This window comes from Candidatus Cryosericum hinesii (genome assembly GCF_003570985.1).
In the GTDB taxonomy this organism is placed as follows: Bacteria; Caldisericota; Caldisericia; order Cryosericales; family Cryosericaceae; genus Cryosericum; species Cryosericum hinesii.
This window is the reverse complement of sequence record NZ_QXIW01000039.1, coordinates 1-18,172: the sequence shown is the minus strand read 5'-3', so window position 1 is coordinate 18,172 and position 18,172 is coordinate 1. Positions and strand designations below refer to the sequence as shown.

General features: G+C 56.4%; 19 protein-coding genes and 1 pseudogene. 13 read left to right on the top strand and 7 right to left on the bottom strand.

Translation table 11 applies throughout. The features are described 5' to 3' along the window. Positions 1-33 precede the first annotated feature (33 nt). The 12 genes from SMC3_RS09205 to SMC3_RS09150 all read left to right on the top strand — a co-directional run bounded on the left by SMC3_RS09205 (position 34) and on the right by SMC3_RS09150 (position 11,905). Positions 34-927 (top strand): branched-chain amino acid ABC transporter permease, encoded by an 894-nt coding sequence (locus SMC3_RS09205; RefSeq protein WP_119090088.1) that lies wholly within the window; start codon positions 34-36, stop codon positions 925-927. A gap of 2 nt (positions 928-929) precedes the next feature. After that, the gene (locus SMC3_RS09200) at positions 930-1,931 is read left to right on the top strand and encodes a branched-chain amino acid ABC transporter permease (RefSeq protein ID WP_119088308.1); all 1,002 of its coding nucleotides are present in this window, start codon (positions 930-932) and stop codon (positions 1,929-1,931) included. Next, positions 1,871-2,701 (top strand): ABC transporter ATP-binding protein, encoded by an 831-nt coding sequence (locus tag SMC3_RS09195; RefSeq protein ID WP_207799746.1) that lies wholly within the window; start codon positions 1,871-1,873, stop codon positions 2,699-2,701. Before SMC3_RS09200 ends, SMC3_RS09195 begins: the two co-directional genes overlap by 61 nt. Continuing rightward, positions 2,694-3,425: an ABC transporter ATP-binding protein gene (locus SMC3_RS09190; RefSeq protein WP_119090087.1), complete on the top strand. Its 732-nt coding sequence runs from the start codon at positions 2,694-2,696 to the stop codon at positions 3,423-3,425. Before SMC3_RS09195 ends, SMC3_RS09190 begins: the two co-directional genes overlap by 8 nt. Before the next feature lie 213 nt (positions 3,426-3,638). Continuing rightward, complete coding sequence (locus tag SMC3_RS09185) at positions 3,639-4,805, top strand: LeuA family protein (protein WP_207799213.1); 1,167 nt, start codon at positions 3,639-3,641, stop codon at positions 4,803-4,805. Positions 4,806-4,810: 5 nt separating this feature from the next. Further along, complete coding sequence (gene buk / locus SMC3_RS09180) at positions 4,811-5,863, top strand: butyrate kinase (protein WP_119088304.1); 1,053 nt, start codon at positions 4,811-4,813, stop codon at positions 5,861-5,863. A gap of 78 nt (positions 5,864-5,941) precedes the next feature. Next, on the top strand, positions 5,942-6,811 hold the full coding sequence (locus SMC3_RS09175) for a phosphate acyltransferase (protein ID WP_119088303.1): 870 nt from the start codon (positions 5,942-5,944) through the stop codon (positions 6,809-6,811). A gap of 59 nt (positions 6,812-6,870) precedes the next feature. Further along, positions 6,871-7,653 (top strand): sugar phosphate isomerase/epimerase family protein, encoded by a 783-nt coding sequence (locus tag SMC3_RS09170; RefSeq protein WP_165846716.1) that lies wholly within the window; start codon positions 6,871-6,873, stop codon positions 7,651-7,653. A 123-nt stretch (positions 7,654-7,776) separates the two neighbouring features. Continuing rightward, a complete protein-coding gene (locus SMC3_RS09165) occupies positions 7,777-8,037 on the top strand; it encodes a UxaA family hydrolase (RefSeq protein WP_207799214.1) in 261 nt (86 codons plus the stop codon). Beyond that, complete coding sequence (locus SMC3_RS09160) at positions 8,038-9,222, top strand: UxaA family hydrolase (protein ID WP_119088300.1); 1,185 nt, start codon at positions 8,038-8,040, stop codon at positions 9,220-9,222. It begins immediately after the preceding gene. Between the two features lie 118 nt (positions 9,223-9,340). Beyond that, positions 9,341-10,636 carry a lactate racemase domain-containing protein gene (locus SMC3_RS09155; RefSeq protein WP_119088299.1) on the top strand — a complete coding sequence of 432 codons (1,296 nt, stop codon included), beginning with the start codon at positions 9,341-9,343 and terminating at the stop codon, positions 10,634-10,636. A gap of 69 nt (positions 10,637-10,705) precedes the next feature. Continuing rightward, the gene (locus tag SMC3_RS09150; RefSeq protein ID WP_119088298.1) at positions 10,706-11,905 is read left to right on the top strand and encodes a M20 metallopeptidase family protein; all 1,200 of its coding nucleotides are present in this window, start codon (positions 10,706-10,708) and stop codon (positions 11,903-11,905) included. A gap of 87 nt (positions 11,906-11,992) precedes the next feature. Here the strand turns inward: SMC3_RS09150 and SMC3_RS09145 are convergent, their stop codons facing one another. From SMC3_RS09145 to SMC3_RS09120, 5 genes are all read right to left on the bottom strand, one after another. After that, positions 11,993-12,370, bottom strand: a complete 378-nt coding sequence (locus tag SMC3_RS09145; RefSeq protein ID WP_126850821.1) for a hypothetical protein — start codon at positions 12,368-12,370, stop codon at positions 11,993-11,995. Then, positions 12,367-12,840: a hypothetical protein gene (locus tag SMC3_RS09140; protein ID WP_119088296.1), complete on the bottom strand. Its 474-nt coding sequence runs from the start codon at positions 12,838-12,840 to the stop codon at positions 12,367-12,369. Before SMC3_RS09140 ends, SMC3_RS09145 begins: the two co-directional genes overlap by 4 nt. Then, positions 12,837-13,238: a hypothetical protein gene (locus tag SMC3_RS09135; protein WP_119088295.1), complete on the bottom strand. Its 402-nt coding sequence runs from the start codon at positions 13,236-13,238 to the stop codon at positions 12,837-12,839. The genes SMC3_RS09140 and SMC3_RS09135 overlap by 4 nt, the downstream gene beginning before the upstream one ends. A gap of 389 nt (positions 13,239-13,627) precedes the next feature. Beyond that, positions 13,628-14,377: a carbon-nitrogen hydrolase family protein gene (locus tag SMC3_RS09125; protein WP_119088293.1), complete on the bottom strand. Its 750-nt coding sequence runs from the start codon at positions 14,375-14,377 to the stop codon at positions 13,628-13,630. 181 nt (positions 14,378-14,558) lie between these two features. Next, positions 14,559-15,254, bottom strand: a complete 696-nt coding sequence (locus SMC3_RS09120; protein WP_119088292.1) for a molybdopterin-dependent oxidoreductase — start codon at positions 15,252-15,254, stop codon at positions 14,559-14,561. Positions 15,255-15,644: 390 nt separating this feature from the next. Here SMC3_RS09120 and metK point away from each other — a divergent pair, with 390 nt between their 5' ends. Further along, the gene (metK, locus tag SMC3_RS09115) at positions 15,645-16,865 is read left to right on the top strand and encodes a methionine adenosyltransferase (RefSeq protein WP_119088291.1); all 1,221 of its coding nucleotides are present in this window, start codon (positions 15,645-15,647) and stop codon (positions 16,863-16,865) included. Between the two features lie 67 nt (positions 16,866-16,932). On the opposite strand, the gene SMC3_RS09110 is transcribed toward metK, so the two are convergent. Beyond that, positions 16,933-17,721, bottom strand: a complete 789-nt coding sequence (locus SMC3_RS09110) for a deoxyribonuclease IV (protein ID WP_119090086.1) — start codon at positions 17,719-17,721, stop codon at positions 16,933-16,935. After that, positions 17,721-18,172 (bottom strand): annotated as a pseudogene (locus tag SMC3_RS09480) (hypothetical protein); the annotation flags it as partial. The pseudogene SMC3_RS09480 and the gene SMC3_RS09110, both read right to left, overlap by 1 nt.

The window sequence follows — 18,172 nt, the reverse complement described above, 5'->3', positions numbered from 1 at the left end:
TCCCCCATTCCTTGGCTATGACAGGAGGTATGAATGGTTCTGAGCGATCTACTTCAGAATATTATCGGTGGTGTGACGGTGGGAGCAACCTATGGCCTCATAGGCCTTGGTGTTGTGTTTTTATGGCAGAGTATCGAGCGGATTAATTTCGCCAATATAAGTTCGGCGATGCTCGCGGCGTATCTCTTTTATACGTTCTACACTCAACTTCACCTCGGCTTCCTTGTCGCTTTCGTCGTTTCGATCGCTATTATCGCCGCGTACGGATTGGCGCTTCGGCATCTCGTGTTGGAGCCCATCAATCGTCATGGTGGAGACAAGCTGGAATTCGTTGTAGCCACTCTGATGCTGTGCACTTTTTGGCTTTCGGTCGTCAAGGTACTCTACGGCGGCATTGCCAAACCCTTTCCTCCGGTGTTCGGGGAGGCTACAAGCTTTGTACAGATAGGATCGATCAGCATTCCTTCTGTCTACTTCTGGATCTTCTTTGTAGTGCTGGTGTTGGTGCTTGTCCTCTATGTGCTTCTACAGAGGACGATGATTGGCAAGATGTTTCGCGCGACTGCTCAAAACAAGGAGATGGCCTCGCTCGTAGGAATCAACGTTGGCATGACGACGTCCTTAGCCTTCATGCTGTCGACTAGTATCGTAGGAATTGCCGGCATCCTGCTTGCCCCCATTTATTTTGTGTCGCTCGATCTGGGCGGAGGGCCCATTGGTGTTAAAGGCTTCGCTGCGGCAGTCATGGGAGGCCTGATTGACCCGCTTGGAACCATCCTCGGAGGATTGAGTATCGGCTTGATCGAGAATTTCTCCACTCTCTTCATTTCGTCGGCCTATAAGGATGTCATTTCCTTCGTAGTCCTCGTCGTCGTCCTTGTCTGGAAGCCACGGGGGATATTCAACTGGACGACCAAGGGAGATTGAAAATGCGGCGGAATCTGAAACGAATTGTTTATGGCGCATTCTTCGCGCTCGTACTTCTTCTGCCCTTGCTGAGCAGAAATGAATATGTCTTGTTTGTAATGAACAAAGCACTTCTCAACATAATAGTAGTATCAGGATTGGTTTTCCTTACGGGTTTTGCGGGGCAGATATCTCTCGGGCAGGTTGGGTTCGTCGCCATCGGAGCCTACACATCTGCCCTTGTGACGACGCGGCTCGGTATGCCAATACCGATTGGAATAGTCGCGGCGATTGCCCTCAGCGCCATTGTGGGACTGCTGGTGGCAATCCCCTCGTTTAAACTGAAGGCATTTTTCCTCTCGCTCGTAACGATCGCCTTTGGACAGATCATATACTTGTTGATCGTAAACCTCACGGCCGTCACGGGAGGCTCACAGGGATTGTTCAATATCCCGCCCATGAAATTGGGTGGTACTCCGTTCACGAATACCCTGTATTACTATCTGTTTCTAGTTCTCATCGCTCTGGTCGGGGTTCTGATGTACCGACTCAAGTATTCATATATCGGCAGGCAGATGTTCGCAGTCAATGACGATGACGTGGCGGCCGAAGCCTGCGCAATAAACTCCAAGAAGACTAAAGTCTTTGCATTTGCTCTGTCTGCAGGACTGGCAGGGCTTTCCGGAGCCTTGACCGCGCACATGGTTGGCTTTCTGACGCCGGATCCCTTTACCTTCTTCGACTCGGCCAACTTTGTTGCGATGGCTGTCGTCGGAGGGCTACGGCAGCTAAGCGGAGGAATTGTCGGAGGGCTTGTACTCACGTGGTTGCCTGAACTTCTGAGGCTCAATATTAGTGGATTCGAGAATTACTATCTCTTGGTGAATTCTGTAATAGTCATGCTGGTAATCGTCTTCCTACCGAGTGGACTGGGCGCGAGTCTCTTCAAAGGACTCTCCCGGCTATGGAGAGAAAAGCAGGGCGCCGTGACGTTACGCAACTCCAGGAGCAAAGAAGGAGAATGAGTATGGCAAACATTTTGGAGACGAAGGCGCTGACCAAAAGATTCGGGGGAATCGTCGCTAACCGCGGCATCAATTTGGCGATTGAACAAGGCAAAACCACGGGGCTTATCGGTCCCAACGGTTCCGGAAAGTCCACGTTTATCAACCAGATTTCGGGTATGTTTCCTCCGACTTCTGGAAGCATCCTCTTTGAGGGGGAAGAAATCTCAAGAAAGCCTGCATGCGAAATTGCATCGATGGGAATTGCGAGAACCTTCCAGCGAATCCAGCTTTTCGGCCATCTGAACGTCGTCGAAAACGTGCTTGTATCGCGGTGCAAGTTCATGAGGGCTTCTGCTCTGGACATCGCGCTGGGAACGGCAAGAGTGCGACACGAAGAGAAGGCTCAGTTCGATAAGGCGATGGAGTTCCTTGGCATAGTCGGACTTGACGGGGACGCGTGGAAGCTGCCTTCGAACTTGCCGTATGGAAAGAGGCGAGCGCTGGAAATAGCCCGAGCACTTGCACTTGAACCTCTACTTCTTCTGCTGGACGAGCCTGCGGCCGGAATGACCAAAGAGGAATTCGTGGAGATTCTGCGGATCATGGAGATCTTGAAGGAGCGGAAGATAACCATGCTCCTCGTTGAACATACCATGGAGTTCATCCGCAAAGCTGTCGATCGAGTATACGTATTGAATTTCGGCGAAGTCATCGCGCAGGGGTCATTTGAGGAAATCGAAAGAAACAAGGCGGTTATCAGTGCCTATCTTGGAGACGAAAATGAGTGAGAAGACGGAAGAACTGCTTCGAATTAAGAATCTCACTGTCATGTACAATGGGATAACCGCCCTTCGGTCGATCTCGATGACTGTCGACAAAGGAGAGGTCGTATCTGTCCTTGGCCCGAACGGAGCCGGCAAGACTACGCTGTTGCGCGCTATCTCCGGGCTTGTGAAGCTGGAAGTGGGCTCGAGCATACTTTTTTCCGGAAAGGAAATTGTTGGGTATCAGCCGTACAAGATAGCGTGCGAGGGCATTGCCCACGTTCCCGAAGGGAGACAGGTCTTTCCAGCGATGTCAGTGAACGAGAACTTGGAAGTCGCTACAACAAGGGTATCGCGCGGTCTCAGGAAAGGGCGTATTGACTCCGTATACCAGTTGTTCTCGGAACTTGCGGGTAGAAAGAACCAGCAGGCGGGATCCCTGAGTGGCGGCGAACAACAGATGCTCGCGATCGGTCGAGCCATAGCGTCAGGATCCGAGCTGATTCTGATCGATGAACCTTCCATGGGTTTGGCCCCTATCATTGTGCAGAGGATATTCCGGACTCTCAAGGAAATCGTGAAGGAGACTAGACTCACCCTGCTCCTCGTGGAACAGAACGCGAAACTCTCATTGCCCCTGAGTGACCGCATCTATGTGCTTTCTCAGGGATCGATTGCGATGGAAGGTCCCGTGGCGGAGATTCACGATAACCAGATGATTCAGGACATGTACTTTGCCAAGGGCTGACGCCTGAAGGGCGCTGCATCGACTCACGATCGTATCAGAGCCGAGGTGTTTCGTAGAATGCCTTGGCAATTTGCAGTTCCAGAGCGGACATGGACATGGAGGTCCTACTTGATGGCTAACACATTGAAAGAACTTGCAGGGATGCCAATGAAGGGTTCTCCCTATTTTGACGAGAATCGTTGGGTTTCCCCCTTGAATTTCCTGGATGGAGCCATGGCTAAGCGGCTGCCCAAGAAGGTCGCTATCCACGACGTCACCCTAAGGGACGGAGAACAGACTTGCGGTTTGGTGTGGCGAGAGGATGACAGGGTAAGGATTGGGGAAGCTTTGAACGAACTCGGTGTCGATCGGATCGAGGTTGGCATGCCGATCATATCCGAAGAGGAAGGCAATGCCGTGAGACGGCTCAAGAAGATGAAGCTGAACAGCGAGTTGGTGGCATTCTGCAGGGCTATGCCCAAGGATCTGGATGCTGCGCTGGAAGTGGGCGTCGATCGAATCATTGTGGAACACGCAATCAATCCTTATCTCAACGAGTACGTCTATCACAGAACCATGGAACAAGTCGTAGACACTGTCACGGACTGCATAGAATATGTCAAAAAGAACGGTACCAAGGTCAGTTTCATGGGATGGGATGCCACTCGTGCCCCGATTGACTATACGCTGGAAGCGTTCAAGCGGATCGCGCACAACGCTCATCCTGAGACGATGGCATTTGTGGACAGCTTCGGCGTCGGGACTCCATACGCGATCCAGTTCGCTTTCGAGGAACTGCGCAAGGTCGTTCCTGAGGAAACTGGGCTCGAATTCCACGTGCATAATGAATTCGGAATGGCCATGGGGTCGGTCATTGCAGCCATAGTCGGCGGCGCGCGCACCATCCACTCTTCGATCAACGGATTAGGCGAGCGGACGGGCAACGTTGCCACAGAACAGGTTGCTGCAGCACTGAAGATCCTTCTCAACATAGACACAGGCGTGGATATCTCCAAGATTGGGGAAGTGTCGCGCTTGGTGCAGGATATCTCACACATAGCTCCGGCCGACAACAGTCCTGTTGTCGGTGGAAGGCTTTTCTGGGTTGAGTCGGGCTCCGTTGTCGATGCATTGGACAGGCTGAACAGCGCAGGAATTCAGGCTGCCATGACTCCCTATATGCCACAATTGGTTGGAAGACCCGGACCATTCGTCAAGATTGGAGCGTTCAGTGGAAAAGCCAGCATAAGGTACTACGTCAGACTGAGAGGGATCGAAGCGACCGAGGAGCAGCTCGAAGACATTCTCGATAGGGTCCACGCCGAGGGACGAATCCGCAAGGCCGTGCTGGAAGATTCTGTCCTCGAGAGCATTACTGCAAGTGTTATGGGTAAGGCCTGACCTAGGTGCTTATCCTGGTAGTGAATCCCGGGTCGACGTCGACCCGGGTCGCGCTATACGAAGATGGGTCATGCAGAGATACCTCCAGACTTGAACACGACAGTGCGACGCTGGACAAGCCCCTGTTCCCGGATCAGTATGACCTGCGAAGGGATGGGGTCCTTGCCTACCTCAGGAACCAGAAGGTAGATCCGCGTGAACTTGCCGCCGTTGCGGCGCGCGGAGGAAGGCTCAAACCTGTTTCTTCGGGGGTCTACCGAGTGAACGAACAGATGGTCCGGGATGCCCGTGAGGGACTGCAGGGTCAGCATCCGGCCAATACTGCTGTTGTTCTTGCGGCGGAGATTGAGCGGACGTATGGAGTACCCGCGTATTCTGTTGACCCCATCAGCGTCGACGAACTCGACGACGTTGCCAGGATCACCGGGTTGAAAGGCATCGAACACGCCTCGCTGTCACACGCCTTGTCCATGAGGGCGGTGGCGAGACGGGCTGCAAGAGAACTGGGATTCGAGTACAGGAACACAAGACTCATTGTGGCGCATCTTGGTGGGGGCGGATCGATCAGTGCTCATTTGGGCGGGCGCATGGTAGATCTCTACAATAGTGATCAGGAGGGACCTTTTGCCGTGGAGAGAGCAGGGGGGCTTCCCAGTTTGAAACTACTGGAATACTTGAAGGACAGAGGACTCTCGTTTGCCCAGGGAATCAGAACGCTGGCCCACGAGGGGGGACTGTACTCGTATTTTGGCGTTCGCAATATGCAGGCGATCGAAGATCTGGCGAGCAAAGAAACGGGCGGGCGGGCCGTCCTCGATGCGTATGTGTACCAGATAGCCAAGGGTGTCGCGAGCTTCCTGCCGATCTTCTCGGGAAAGGTAGATGCCGTGGTCTTCACTGGTGGGGTGACCTGCAGCACGAGCATACAGAAAGCTCTTGAAGAGAGACTCTCCTTTGTGGGGAAGATACTCTGGTACCCTGGAGAATTCGAAATGGATGCCCTCGCCGACGGAGTAAGGGCGGCGCTGCTTGGGCAGGAACAAGTTCGTGACTATTGATTGGTGTTGCTCACGGCCTTCGATTTGACGCAAAGGCCCTGACGGCTGCTCGGAGACCGGAAAAGGAGTTCACAGGCAATGAAGAGAGATTCAGACGCTTTTGCCGATTGTGTTCACAGAGCGGAGACACTTAAGGGAGATTTCAGGGTCGCCTTGGTCTGCCCTGATGCCGAAACAGCCCGTATGGCAAGTCTGGCAAAGGAAAGGGGTGTCGCTGAGCCGATCGCTTTCGGTACACAGAACGTGGCCGGAATCGAAACCCGCGTGGTGGGAAGCCCCGAGGAAGCTGTCGAAGGAGCTGTCGAGCTCTGTCTCCAGGGTGGGGCAGACACAATCATGAAAGGTCTCCTGAACACCCACACCTTCCTGAAGGCTATCGTGAAATCTCCTTTCAAGACGGGCTATATCACGCATTGCTCGGTTCTCGCAATACCTGGCTTTGAGAAGCCTGTTGTTGTGTCAGACGGAACCGTGACCCCGTTTCCCAACTTGGCGCAGAAAGTCGAGATAACCAGAAACGCCATACGCTGCGCGCAGTTGCTGGGGAAGAATGTCGTCAACGTGGCTGTCTTGAGCGCTAACGAACTTATCCTGCCTGGAATTCCATCTGGCAATGATGCAGCTATCTTGTGCAAGATGGCAGAACGTGGGCAGATCGCATCAGCGGTAATCGACGGCCCGATGGCGCTGGACTCAGCCTTCTCAAAGGAGGCCTGTGAGAAGAAAGGGCTCCATTTTGCCTTCGAGCCGCCCGCCGATGTCTTGATTGCTCCTGACCTCGAGAGCGCGGCGATGTTCATCAAATCGATGGTGCATCTTGCCGGAGCGCAAGTAGCTGGTGTCCTCTGGGGCACAAGGAATCCCGTCGTGCTCACGTCGCGCGCTGATTCCGAGCGTGCAAAGTATGTATCGCTCTGCCTCTGCAAGTTAGCGGTGAGCCGACAATGAAAACCTCGTATATGTGGGTGGATCCTAGTCTTCCCCGGGATCATACCATCACCGGTTTGATGATGCCGCTTCCAGAGGCTCTTTCTGCAGTGAAAGATCTCGGATTCGACGGTGTCGAACTGATGATAGGCAACCCCGCGAGTTTTGATGCAGAGACTTTCGAGAGGCAGGTCAAGGATCATGGACTGTCCACTAGTCAGATCTGTACGGGCGAGCTCTTCGGCTCGTACGGGTTGGCACTGAATCATCCCGACGTCTCGCTGAGGAGCGCAGCTATGCGTTCTGCTGAGGACGTTATAAGGATGGCTGGCCGGTGGCAGTGTACGGTCGGGATTGGGCGATTTCGCGGGAAGGTCTGGGATTCGGATCCCGGAGTGTCCATGGGACGGATGGCCGATTCCTTGAGGCATTTGAACAAAGTGGCTGAGGACGAGGGAGTGGACATCCTCTTGGAGCCATTGCGGCGCGATGTCTGCGATACGCTGAATACAGTGGCCGAGACGGCAAGTGTCATACAGGCATGGAGGTTGGACCGGTTTGGATGGCTCCTGGATACCGATCATGTAGATCTTGGTCAGACCGAAAGCATACGGCGAGAAGTCCGGTCACTTGGCTTCGTGCATCTCGCAGATTCACGGCATATGCCGCTTGGGCGAGGCGATATACGATTTGAAGATTATATTGCACTTTTCGCCAGCTTGGGGTATCAGGGTTATTGTAGTGTTGAGGTATTCCCAGACCCGAGTATAAAGGACGAACTGCTCTTGGAGGAAATGGCCGAGAGATTATCGGAATATTTCCGCAAGGCAAATGTCAGGAAGGAAGAAAGCCATGCAGACTGAGCCCCTCAGAGGGAACAGTCTCGAAAACAGCGCGTATCTCAGCATTAAGGGCATCGTTGCCCATTAATGAGGAATGGATCTCGGCCAACAAGGGGGAGTAAAGCAATGAAGCGGGGACTTATCATGAATAAACTGGACAACGTCGCCACTGTGTTGGACGACGTGGCGGCCGGAGAGACGGTGACGATCAGGGGATTGCCCTCGATCGTGGAGATATCCACGCTTGAAGAGATCCCGCGGGGGCACAAGATCGCCTTAGTCGACATTCCAGTGGGGATGGACGTCGTGAAATATGGCTTCCCGATCGGTTATGCCCTCACGGATATTCTAAAGGGCTCTTATGTTCATGTCCACAACGTAGGAAGCAAACGGACCGAGGAGTGAATGATGAAGACTCTATACGGATACAGACGACCTGATGGCAAGGTGGGTTTCCGGAACTGGACTCTGGTCATGCCAGCTGTCGCGTGCGTGAATCATATAGCCGCACTTATCGCTAAGGATATTCCGGGTGCAGTGGCGGTACACCACGAGGTCGGATGCGCTCAAATAGGCGCCGATTACAGACAATCGCTTCGAACCTTGCTAAATACGGGATTGAACCCCAATGTAGGGGCCGTTCTTCTGGTAGGCTTGGGCTGCGAACGGGTGGACCCGCGCGAGCTGGCGGAAGAGATCGCTGCTTCCGGCAAGAAGGTAGAATTCATTGTGACGCAGGAGCTGGGAGGCACGAACGCCACAATAGAGGCGGGCAGAAAGATTGTCACTGACATGTCGGAACAACTCGCGAAAATACATCCGGAGGAAGTGCCGCTTTCGAGCATCGTGCTCGGTGTCGAATGCGGTGCAAGCGATTTTTCCTCAAGTCTCTCCTCCAACCCTGTCGTGGGGTATGTGGCCGATACGATATGCGCAAACGGCGGGAGAGCGGTGCTCTCCGAGACAACCGAGGTAATCGGAACGGAAGAAATCCTGACCAAGCGCTGTGCAAGCCCTGAAACAGCCACAAAACTGGTTGACCGCATCAAGCGAATGGTCGAGTACAGCAGGAGCGAAGATAGGGACGACATAGAAGGCGTAGCGGTTCCAAACAACATTTCACCCGGCAATGTTCGAGGCGGACTCACTACCATCGAGGAAAAATCCCTGGGTGCAATTTCCAAGGGAGGCTATTTCTGCCCTATAGTGGGAGTCGTCGAGTATGCCGAGCTGATAGGAGATAGACCGGGGCTCTGGTTCATGGATTCTCCCGGCTATGATCCTGAATGTACGACGGGGCTAATGGCATGTGGAAGCACGCTCGTGCTCTTCACTACCGGGTTGGGGACTCCTCTCGGAAATCCCGTAACGCCTATCATCAAGGTGACGGGCAATCGCGTGACAGCGGTCAGGATGCGGGACGACATCGATATCGACGTGTCGGCGGTCCTCGAAGACGGAGTTTCGCTCGAAAGCGAAGCGGCCGTGATGCTCGATACCCTCATCGACGTGGCGAACGGAAAGCAGACGCGATCGGAGGCCCTGGGATACCGCGATTTCGGTATTACGAGGATCGGTCCGAGGCTGTGATCATAGGCGGGCGGATTCGAATGACGCGCGCTTTATGGGCGGTTGAAGCGAGCGATTGTTCATATCGACCAACTATTTTGACGATACGGTTGGACGTTGGTTCAATCAAGGAGGACAAATGAGTATTGCAGAAACTATTCCAGAATCTGATTACGACACCTTGAAGGTTAGGATGACTGCATCCGATTTCATCTCCATTGACCGCTCCGCGATGAAAAGATTGTATGTCGCCCAAAGCAGACCCGCAGTCCTGCCAAAATACGGCGAGACTTTACGGAAAGCGATCGAAGGGGCCCTCGATGACTCATGCGGAAGAAGCCTTGCTGAGGCCGTCGACGTGAGTAGGCCTGTGATGCTTGTGATAGACGACCATACGCGCGGAACGCCGACTTCTTTGGCGCTCGAAGTGCTCTATGAGCGTCTCCGTTCTATCGGGGTGAGCGATGACCAGATGACGATCCTTGTCTCGGCAGGTACCCACCGTCCTATGAGCGCGGAAGAGGTCAGAAGCAAGACGGGGGAAATCGGGAAGCGCCTCAAAATAGTCCTGCACGACTGCAGTGACCCGGAAGGGTTGTTTCTGGCGGGAAAGATCGACGAAATTCCAGTCTGGCTGAATAAAAGGCTAAGAGATGCTGGTACGGTGATCGGGATCGGGAGCGTCGTCGCGCACAAATTTTCCGGCTGGTCCGGCGGTGCCAAGATCATCTGTCCGGGCCTCACGGGATACGAGACCATATATCGCTGTCACTACAAATCGATCGTCGAGGAGAGAATTGTCCCCGGACAGTGCGAGAACTGGTTCCGCAGTTTCATCAACAAGGTGGGGGACCTGGCCGGCCTAAAATTCTGCGTCAATTTCGTGCCGACTGTGGGAGGAATAGTTGGGGTGGCAGCGGGAGAACCTAGGGAGACGCTGAGCAGGAGTATCTCGCTGGCGGAAAACGCCATGACGGCCTGTTTCCCGGAAAGGTTTGACCTCGTCATGGTCTCGTCCTTCCCCGCGACGACCGATCTCTGGCAGAGCGGCAAAGGATTTTACATCGGCGAGATGCTCGTCAGGAACGGAGGAACCCTCGTGCTAGTGACACCTCTCGATGAGGGGCTTGGCGACCATCCCGACTTCATCGCGCTCTTGGACCGAAAACCCTCTGACATCCTTGGTCTGCTCGACAGCAACAAATTGTCCGACCCTCTCGCTGCGGTGGCCGCATACGCAATTCGCCGGATCGGCGAGCGCTGTAAGCTGAGGATAGTCACCAGCAATGCAGCGCTGCATGGGCAGCTTCTTCTCGGGGCTCCCATCACAGGCGATCTTGCATCGGTCGTGCTCGAGGCTTTTCCGTCCGGGTGCGGATCAGCGGGCCAGCTTAATGACAGTTACGTCCTTCCAAAAATAGTCACACAGGCCTAGGCTTTTTGCAGCGCGCTTCCTGCCCGGTCCACGTGCCGCAGCGGAAAAAGCAGATAGAGGAGAACAGAGATGATGGACTTCAGTCTTTCCGAAAAGGTGCGTCGTAGGATCAAGGATATTCTTCCGGAAGCGATGCATATCCGACACCAGATTCACTCTCTTCCGGAGACCAAATTCGAGGAACAGAAGACTATGGCCCTTATTCGGGGCTTTCTCTCGGGCGGCAAAACCGAGCTTTTGGAGCCAATGATCGGGACCGACACTGTCGGTCTCCTCAGGGGAGGGATGCCGGGGCCAACCGTGCTGCTTCGCGCAGATATCGATGCGCTGCCGCTGGAAGAAGCCTCCGGCAAGGACTGGCGTTCGACCATCCCCGGCAAGGCCCACTCCTGCGGCCACGACGGCCATACCTCGATGCTTTTGGCTGCCGCTAAGGTGCTCGAAGAATCGACGGAGGAACTCGCGGGGAATGTACGTTTCGTGTTTCAGCCGGCTGAGGAGGAAATCGGCGGAGGAAAGGCCCTCGTTGCCAAGGGCCTTCTCGATCTCGCTCCTCGACCCGACGTCGCCTTCGCGCTCCATGGATGGAGCGGTCTCGGTCTCGGAATGGTGAGCGGGGCTCCCGGACCGACAATGGCGGCAGCGGACAGCTTCATAGTGACGGTCCGGGGCAAGGGTGGTCACGGCGGCCAGCCACACAAGACAGCCGATCCCATAGTGGCTGCCGCTCAGGCCATAAGCTCCATACAAACCATTGTGTCTCGCTCGGTCGATCCGCTGAAGCCCGCTGTCGTTTCGATATGTACAATACGCGGCGGCTACACGAGAAATGTTATACCGGAAGAAGTTGTATTCGAGGGGACGGTACGCTATTTTGACAAGGACCTGCAAACCTTTATCCGCGATAAAATGGATTCGATCGTGGGGGGAGCCTGCGCCTCGGGCGGATGCACTCACACCCTGGACTTTTTGGAAGGATACATACCGATGGTCAACGATGGCGGTGCTGTGTCCGCCGCACGTTCCATCGTCGCCGGAGCCCTCGGCGCTGGTGTCTGGACGGATGATCATCCTCCCTCCATGGCGACCGAGGACTTCGCTTACTACCTGAACCGTATTCCCGGATGTCTTCTGCGGCTTGGGCTTGGTACTGATTGGCCCCGTCTCCATAGTCCGGAATTCGATTTCAATGACGACGCGCTCGAAACGGGGATCACCCTCCTCGTATCGCTCGCCTTGGGATACGGGAGAATATTTTCAGCAGCCTAAAATTGGCGAACGCTACTAAGGAAGCTCTTGCGCAGTACGAAATGCGCTCAAGCCCCGGGACGTAATCGGCTACCATGCGGACAGGGTTCAACTGCTGTGCTTCCGTACCCTCTCGTCGAACCCCTGCGCTATGCGGTGGGCGATGACGAGGTAGTGGTCCAGAAGCAGGGCGCGATCCTCAGCAGATGTCTCACCTGATGCCGCAAGCACCGCCTCGCAGGCTCGGGGACGTTCCAGCTGTTCGACAAACACTGCGTAGGCTCGTTGGGCAGCAGCGTTGCCACAGATGGAACGCTCGATGAAGTCGAGCTCGCTCTGGATATCACGTTCGCTGGCGGTGAGGACGGCTCGCACTGTTTCGGGACGCTCGGCGGTCTGGGCTGCCTGCACCACAGCCTGCTCCGTATCACAGCTGATTGGCTGGTCGAACGTGAACAGGGCGGTCCTGTACATAGGTCTTGTCATGCGGCCTGGCGTTCGCCACCTGGCCTGAGGTGATACAGGTAGTTGAGGTAGTCTCCTCCCTGCTGCCACCATGGGTTCTCGCAGAAACACGTGGAACCAATACATGGGAGCGCATCCCCTCCTGTGCCGAGGTATCGCATGACGCCCAGGAGGACACGTCTGGGACCGGCTGGGAAGCAGTACATGGCGAACCAGCCCTCCGGCAGCCGGTTGTCGCCGGGCCACCACATGACCTGATGAACATAACTGTCGCGTATCCACGGTTCCGCCAGGCGCAGCGCCTTGGCCACGAACCCTTCCCAGACCATGGGGTCGAAGGTGCGGGGTGGGGTGCCAACAGTACGCAGGGCGAGGCTTTCGCGGACATTTTCCCAATGGATCTGGACGAGGACCCGGACGTCGTGTCGACCGCCAAGTTCGCATGGTTCAAGCAGCAAGCTGGTTTCGCAGACGAGGATTGGGGCTTTCATGAATGGGCCTCCTCGGACGGAGCGTTCATGAGATCGGCGCTGTCAGGACACAGGACGTCCTGGAGAAGGACATAGAGGTCGAAGACGTTGTGATGATACAGCAGACGCAGGTGCTCACGTTCGGCGGGCTCGAGTGCAGGGTGGAGCAGAGCCCACGCGTCGAACGAACGGTCGTCGGTCAGAATCATGAGAAGTGACTCGTAGCGGACAGCGAAGGCCGCATCAGTCAGGATGCGTTGAGCGACAAAAGCGAGTTCCGTGTTCAGGTCGTCCGGGGTTGCCTCGAGAAGTCGCTGGATGTTGGCAAGGTCAGACGCAGCAGTCCGGACGTCACCAGCAGTTGCGAGACGTCCAAAGTCGCTATGCCGAGGAAAGACGAACAGGATCGTCTGGTCCATGCTGCCTCCAATCGAAGGCGCTGCACGAAACGCTCTCTGCAAGTCACAACGGATTCTACCAACGCGCGGATGATAACCTCTGACCTCTGTGTTGTTGCGCTGATGCCGTGTATCTCACGAACCCGAACCTCAACACATCCCTGACCACCTGGACAATGGTGCATTCTGTCTCCACCGTACTTGCCACAGGAACACGATACCCATCTATCGTCAGGATAGGTCGGTGGATAGTCTTGTCAAGACCGGTCTGTGAGAGTCGCTGGAGCGGCATGAACACTAACGTCAACTGCTTTCTGGTCTCCGTCTGGAACATATAATACAGGCCCTCGTTGCAATGAGGGCCTGTCATGATCCAATGCCGTTTCCAGTAAGACCGTGACGTCGCTCTGTTAGATGGCCGCGACGATTATTCCTGGCATTCCCAGTTGGAGTGAATGGGTAATGCGGCCGTTGGCGTGGACGACCATGGCTCCTCCGAACGAACCTCCGTCGAAATCCTTCTCTCCTATCGAGTTCACCATGAGCGTCGTGACGGCCAACTTCTGGACGCGGTCGACGTAGATCTGGCGCTCCTCGGTCTCCCACCGTTTCTGGTCACACAAGCCGTCGTCGAAGTAGCGTGCGAAGGGCATGAGGACATAGCTCGGATGCTGTTCGCGCATCTGTTCTGCGACTGTGGCGTTGAACAGGTCGCCGCCGATGGCAAACGAAAAGCGACCAATCGGCGTGTCGACGGCAGGGCATTCTGTTCCCTCACGATAGAGCTTCGAGTCACCCATCTGGTCGTGCCATTGTGGATCGATGCGACGGTATTTGAGGAGCATGTCGCCACTTGGGCCCACCAGGACAGCGGTGTCGTACAATGCCGCTCCGTCCCGCTCAAGGATGCCGAACGCGATGTGGATACGGCTGGACTTGGCGAGGTTGGCGAAATGAGCCACCGCCGGCCCAGGTACTGGTTCCCCCAGCATCAGGTCATGCCTGGGATCATTGTTGAGGGTCAGCCCTGTCGTCGTAGCTTCCGAGAACAGGACAAGGTGTGCCCCCGCCTTTGCCGATTGTGTTACTGCAAGGTCCATGTGCTCGATATTCTTTGCTGTGTCTGCCCCGACACGATGTACCACCAGCGATACATTCATCCTAGCTCCTCCTTTTCAAGTCTGCCTCCCTCCAGTCGCTGCGCAATCATAAAGCCCTCCAGGCACGCAGGACTGTCAAGCGCTCTGACGCCATAATAGTTAAACGTCCTCTTTTTGCAACATCACGCATCAGAAGCCAGAACGCTTGATTTCAAATGGGTTCTCGGGAGAGGACGGGAATTCAGGGACTCGGGTAGACCTCCGCGTCATTGCCATATCCCTGGCGTTCCCAGAACCCCTTGAAGTCAGGATCGGTCGACAGCTCGATACGAACGACCCACTTGCACCACTTGTATCCGAGCTTGTCTTCGGCGGCCAGCTGGAACGGATATCCGTTGCGGGCGACCAGGTCTGCATTGTTGACGCGGTACGCCAGCAGCATGTTGCGCTCGAGTACCGTGGCGAGAGGCAGGGACGTCGTGTAGTCGTCCTGACCGTGGAAGATGACGGTGACCGCTGACGGGAGTGGCCCGGCCTGTGCCAGCAGGTCCTTCATGAGGACGCCCTCAAACAGCCCCGTCGCACTCCACCCCTCCACGCAGTGCAGCGTGATGAGTTTCTGGTAGTGCGTGTGCGAGAGGACTTCAGCATAGGTGAGATGCTGTGGGTTTTGCACGGCGCCGTCGATGACGAGTCGATACGACGCAATGTCTACGGTCTGGGGGCCGCGGACGGAGTTGTCCGGCAGGGTCTTGAAATCTGTCAGGTCCTTGCCTTGGTACTTGTTGATTTCGACCGTTCCCAGATCCTGTGCCGGCACGAGTGGACCCTTGATGTCTCCCCCCTGTGGGGCAGGGGCCTGGACCGTGCAGCCGCAGGTCATACCGATGAGAAGTGCCAGCAGGACAATACAGGTGGTGTGTAACACTCTGTGCATGGTGGCTCCTTTCTGCGTCAGGTACGCAGTAATTCAGCCATGACGCGATTCTTCCTGCAGTGTAGCGCTGCCCGCCACAATCACAACGCCCGCGTCATACGGGGTCCGTGATCGTGTTCCATCACAGTTACGGGGCTTGGCGCCGGCGGACAGATGGGTATACTCATCTGCGACGCGGTCAGTTAACGGCCACTTGCTCCGCGATAAAAATGTGCTAAAGCGCCGAGGAACGACGGACATCGGTCGCCTCACGCTGTGACGTGAGGCGGTTTTCATTTTAGCCACCTCCCTCCGCAGCATGGGCAGCGACGCTCCGTGGCTGCAACAATGGACACATTAACGGCCGTGGACCCCATGGGGGTCCTTCATCATGAGGTGGGAGGAACAAGCATGGAACGAAAGCATCTCTTTACATCTGAAGCAGTGACCGAGGGGCATCCGGACAAGGTAGCGGACGCCATCTCGGATGCTATCGTCGACGCCTATCTGGAACAGGACCCGTACGCCCACGTGGCCGTCGAGACCATGATGCAGGGAACGCTCGCGATCGTATCGGGCGAAGTGGCTGCCCAGCCGGGTGTCAGCGTTCCTGTCGACCAGATCGTGCGCGATACGGCGAGGCGCATCGGCTACAATCGTGACGAATATGGATTCAACGCGGACACGTGCCACGTCATGGTGGCTATCGACCGACAGTCCAGCGACATCAAGCAGGGCGTCGACACTGCACTGGAGTGCCGTGACCCAGGCGGCGACGAGACCACCGACGTGCTCGAGCAGACCGGCGCCGGCGACCAGGGGTTCATGTTCGGTTTCGCGTGCGACGAGACCCCTGTCCTTATGCCGTTCCCCGCCTACATGGCCAACAAGCTGGCCCGTCGTCTCGCTCAGGTCCGCAAGGACGGCACACTCACCTACCTTCGGCCCGACGGCAAGACACAGGTGACTGTCGAATACGAGGGAGACACTCCGTTGCGCGTCACCGCGGTCGTTGTTTCCACACAGCATGACCCCGACGTGACTCACGAGCAGATCGTCCGCGACATGATCGAGCACGTCATCCGGCCTGTCATCCCTGCCGTCATGTTGGACGAAGAGACGAAATACTACATCAACCCGACCGGCCGATTCGTCATCGGGGGGCCCGCCGCGGACACGGGCCTCACTGGTCGCAAACTCATCGTCGATACCTATGGCGGCATGGGCCGTCATGGCGGAGGCGCCTTCTCGGGCAAGGACCCGACCAAGGTCGACCGCTCGGCCGCCATGGCCGCGAGATATTGTGCCAAGAACGTGGTCGCTTCAGGGCTTGCTACACGGTGTGAAGTTCAGGTCGCCTATGCCATTGGTGTCGCGCATCCGCTGTCTGTCTACGTCGATACCTTCGGGACGTCCACGGTCGATGAAGAGACGATCGAACAGGCGCTGGTGCAGCTCGTCGACCTGAGGCCGGAGGCCATAATCCGGCACTTCAACCTGCGGCGGCCCATCTACAGTGCCATCGCGTGCTATGGTGCATTTGGCCGGGACGACCTCGACCTGCCCTGGGAACAGACTGATATCGCAGACAAGCTGCGCTCTCTGGTCGGAAAGCTGGAGACGGCCGTCTAGCCTTCCGATTTCCTGCAGTACGGTCAATTGTGAATCCCATTGTACCTGGTACAATGGGATTCACAATTCATGGGGAGGGGATGAGGGAGCGAAGGACGGCGAGGTTGCGAGCGTAGGCGCCATCGCCTCCGGGCGTCTCCAGAATGCCGGGTGTCTTGCCGAATCGCGTGTCGGCAAGCAGGAGACGAAATGGTTCCAGGCCGATTTCGCCCTGTCCGATTTCGGCGTGCCGGTCGATCTTCGAACCCAGTGCACCCTTGGAATCGTTGAGATGAAATGCCCGGACATTGTCCAGGCCGAGGACGCGGTCCAGTTCGTGAATGGTTGCGGTGTACCCTGCCGGGGTGCGGATGTCATAGCCTGCGCCATAGATGTGGCACGTGTCGATGCAGAAGCCCACGTGCGAGGGGAAGCGGCACAGACTGCGTATGGCGGCGAGTTCCTCGAAGGTGCCGCCCAGGACGGAACCGGCGCCCGTGGTTGCCTCGAGAAGCACCATGGTGCGGTGCGCATGAGTATGCCGGAAGATATAGTTCAGGCTCCTGGCCGCCACCTCGATTCCCTTCTCGACCCCCTGCCCTCGGTGAGCCCCGGGATGGACGACGAGGTANNCCAGAAGGTCGGGGTCGCGGGCGGCAAGATTGACGAGGTAGGCGGCGTGCACTGTTCCCGGGGCCAGGTGATTCAGCTTCATGCCGCGCTTGAACCCGGCGATTTCGTCCCGCGACAGGGGCGGCGCCTGCCACTGGAGCTGACTCTTGGTGAAGATCTGCAGCGTTTCACATGTGCAATCAACAGCGTTCTGAGGAGCGTTTGCCACTCCCCCCGCTATGGACACGTGTGCCCCAAGGATCATCAGGCTGAACCTCCATTCATCTCGCGGACGAGGAAGAACGTCTGACCGCCGTACTGCTCGACCCTGAAGCGCGGGTCGGCACGCAGTGCGTCGAGGACCGGCAGCGGATCGATCCCGGAGTTGACCAGCAGTTCGATTGTCTGGTCCTCACGCATGGGGTGTCTCTTGCAGACACCGGCGAGTGTCTCCAGCGGATCCGCACCCGCGGCAATGGTGAATGCGCCGAAGTCGAAGCCCGACGGCAGTGCTCCTCCCAGTGCCTTCTCGGCAAGCACCAGTGCTTCAGGCGTCACGGGATGGGCGAAGTCTTCGGCGGGAGGACGGATGGGCGTGTCGACGAAGACGCGATCCGGCTCGACGTCCTGCAGGACCCACCGTGTCTGTTCCAGCGTCTCCGGAGAGTCGTTGATGCCCTCGAGCAGCATCATCTCCACCCAGAGCTGGCCCCTCC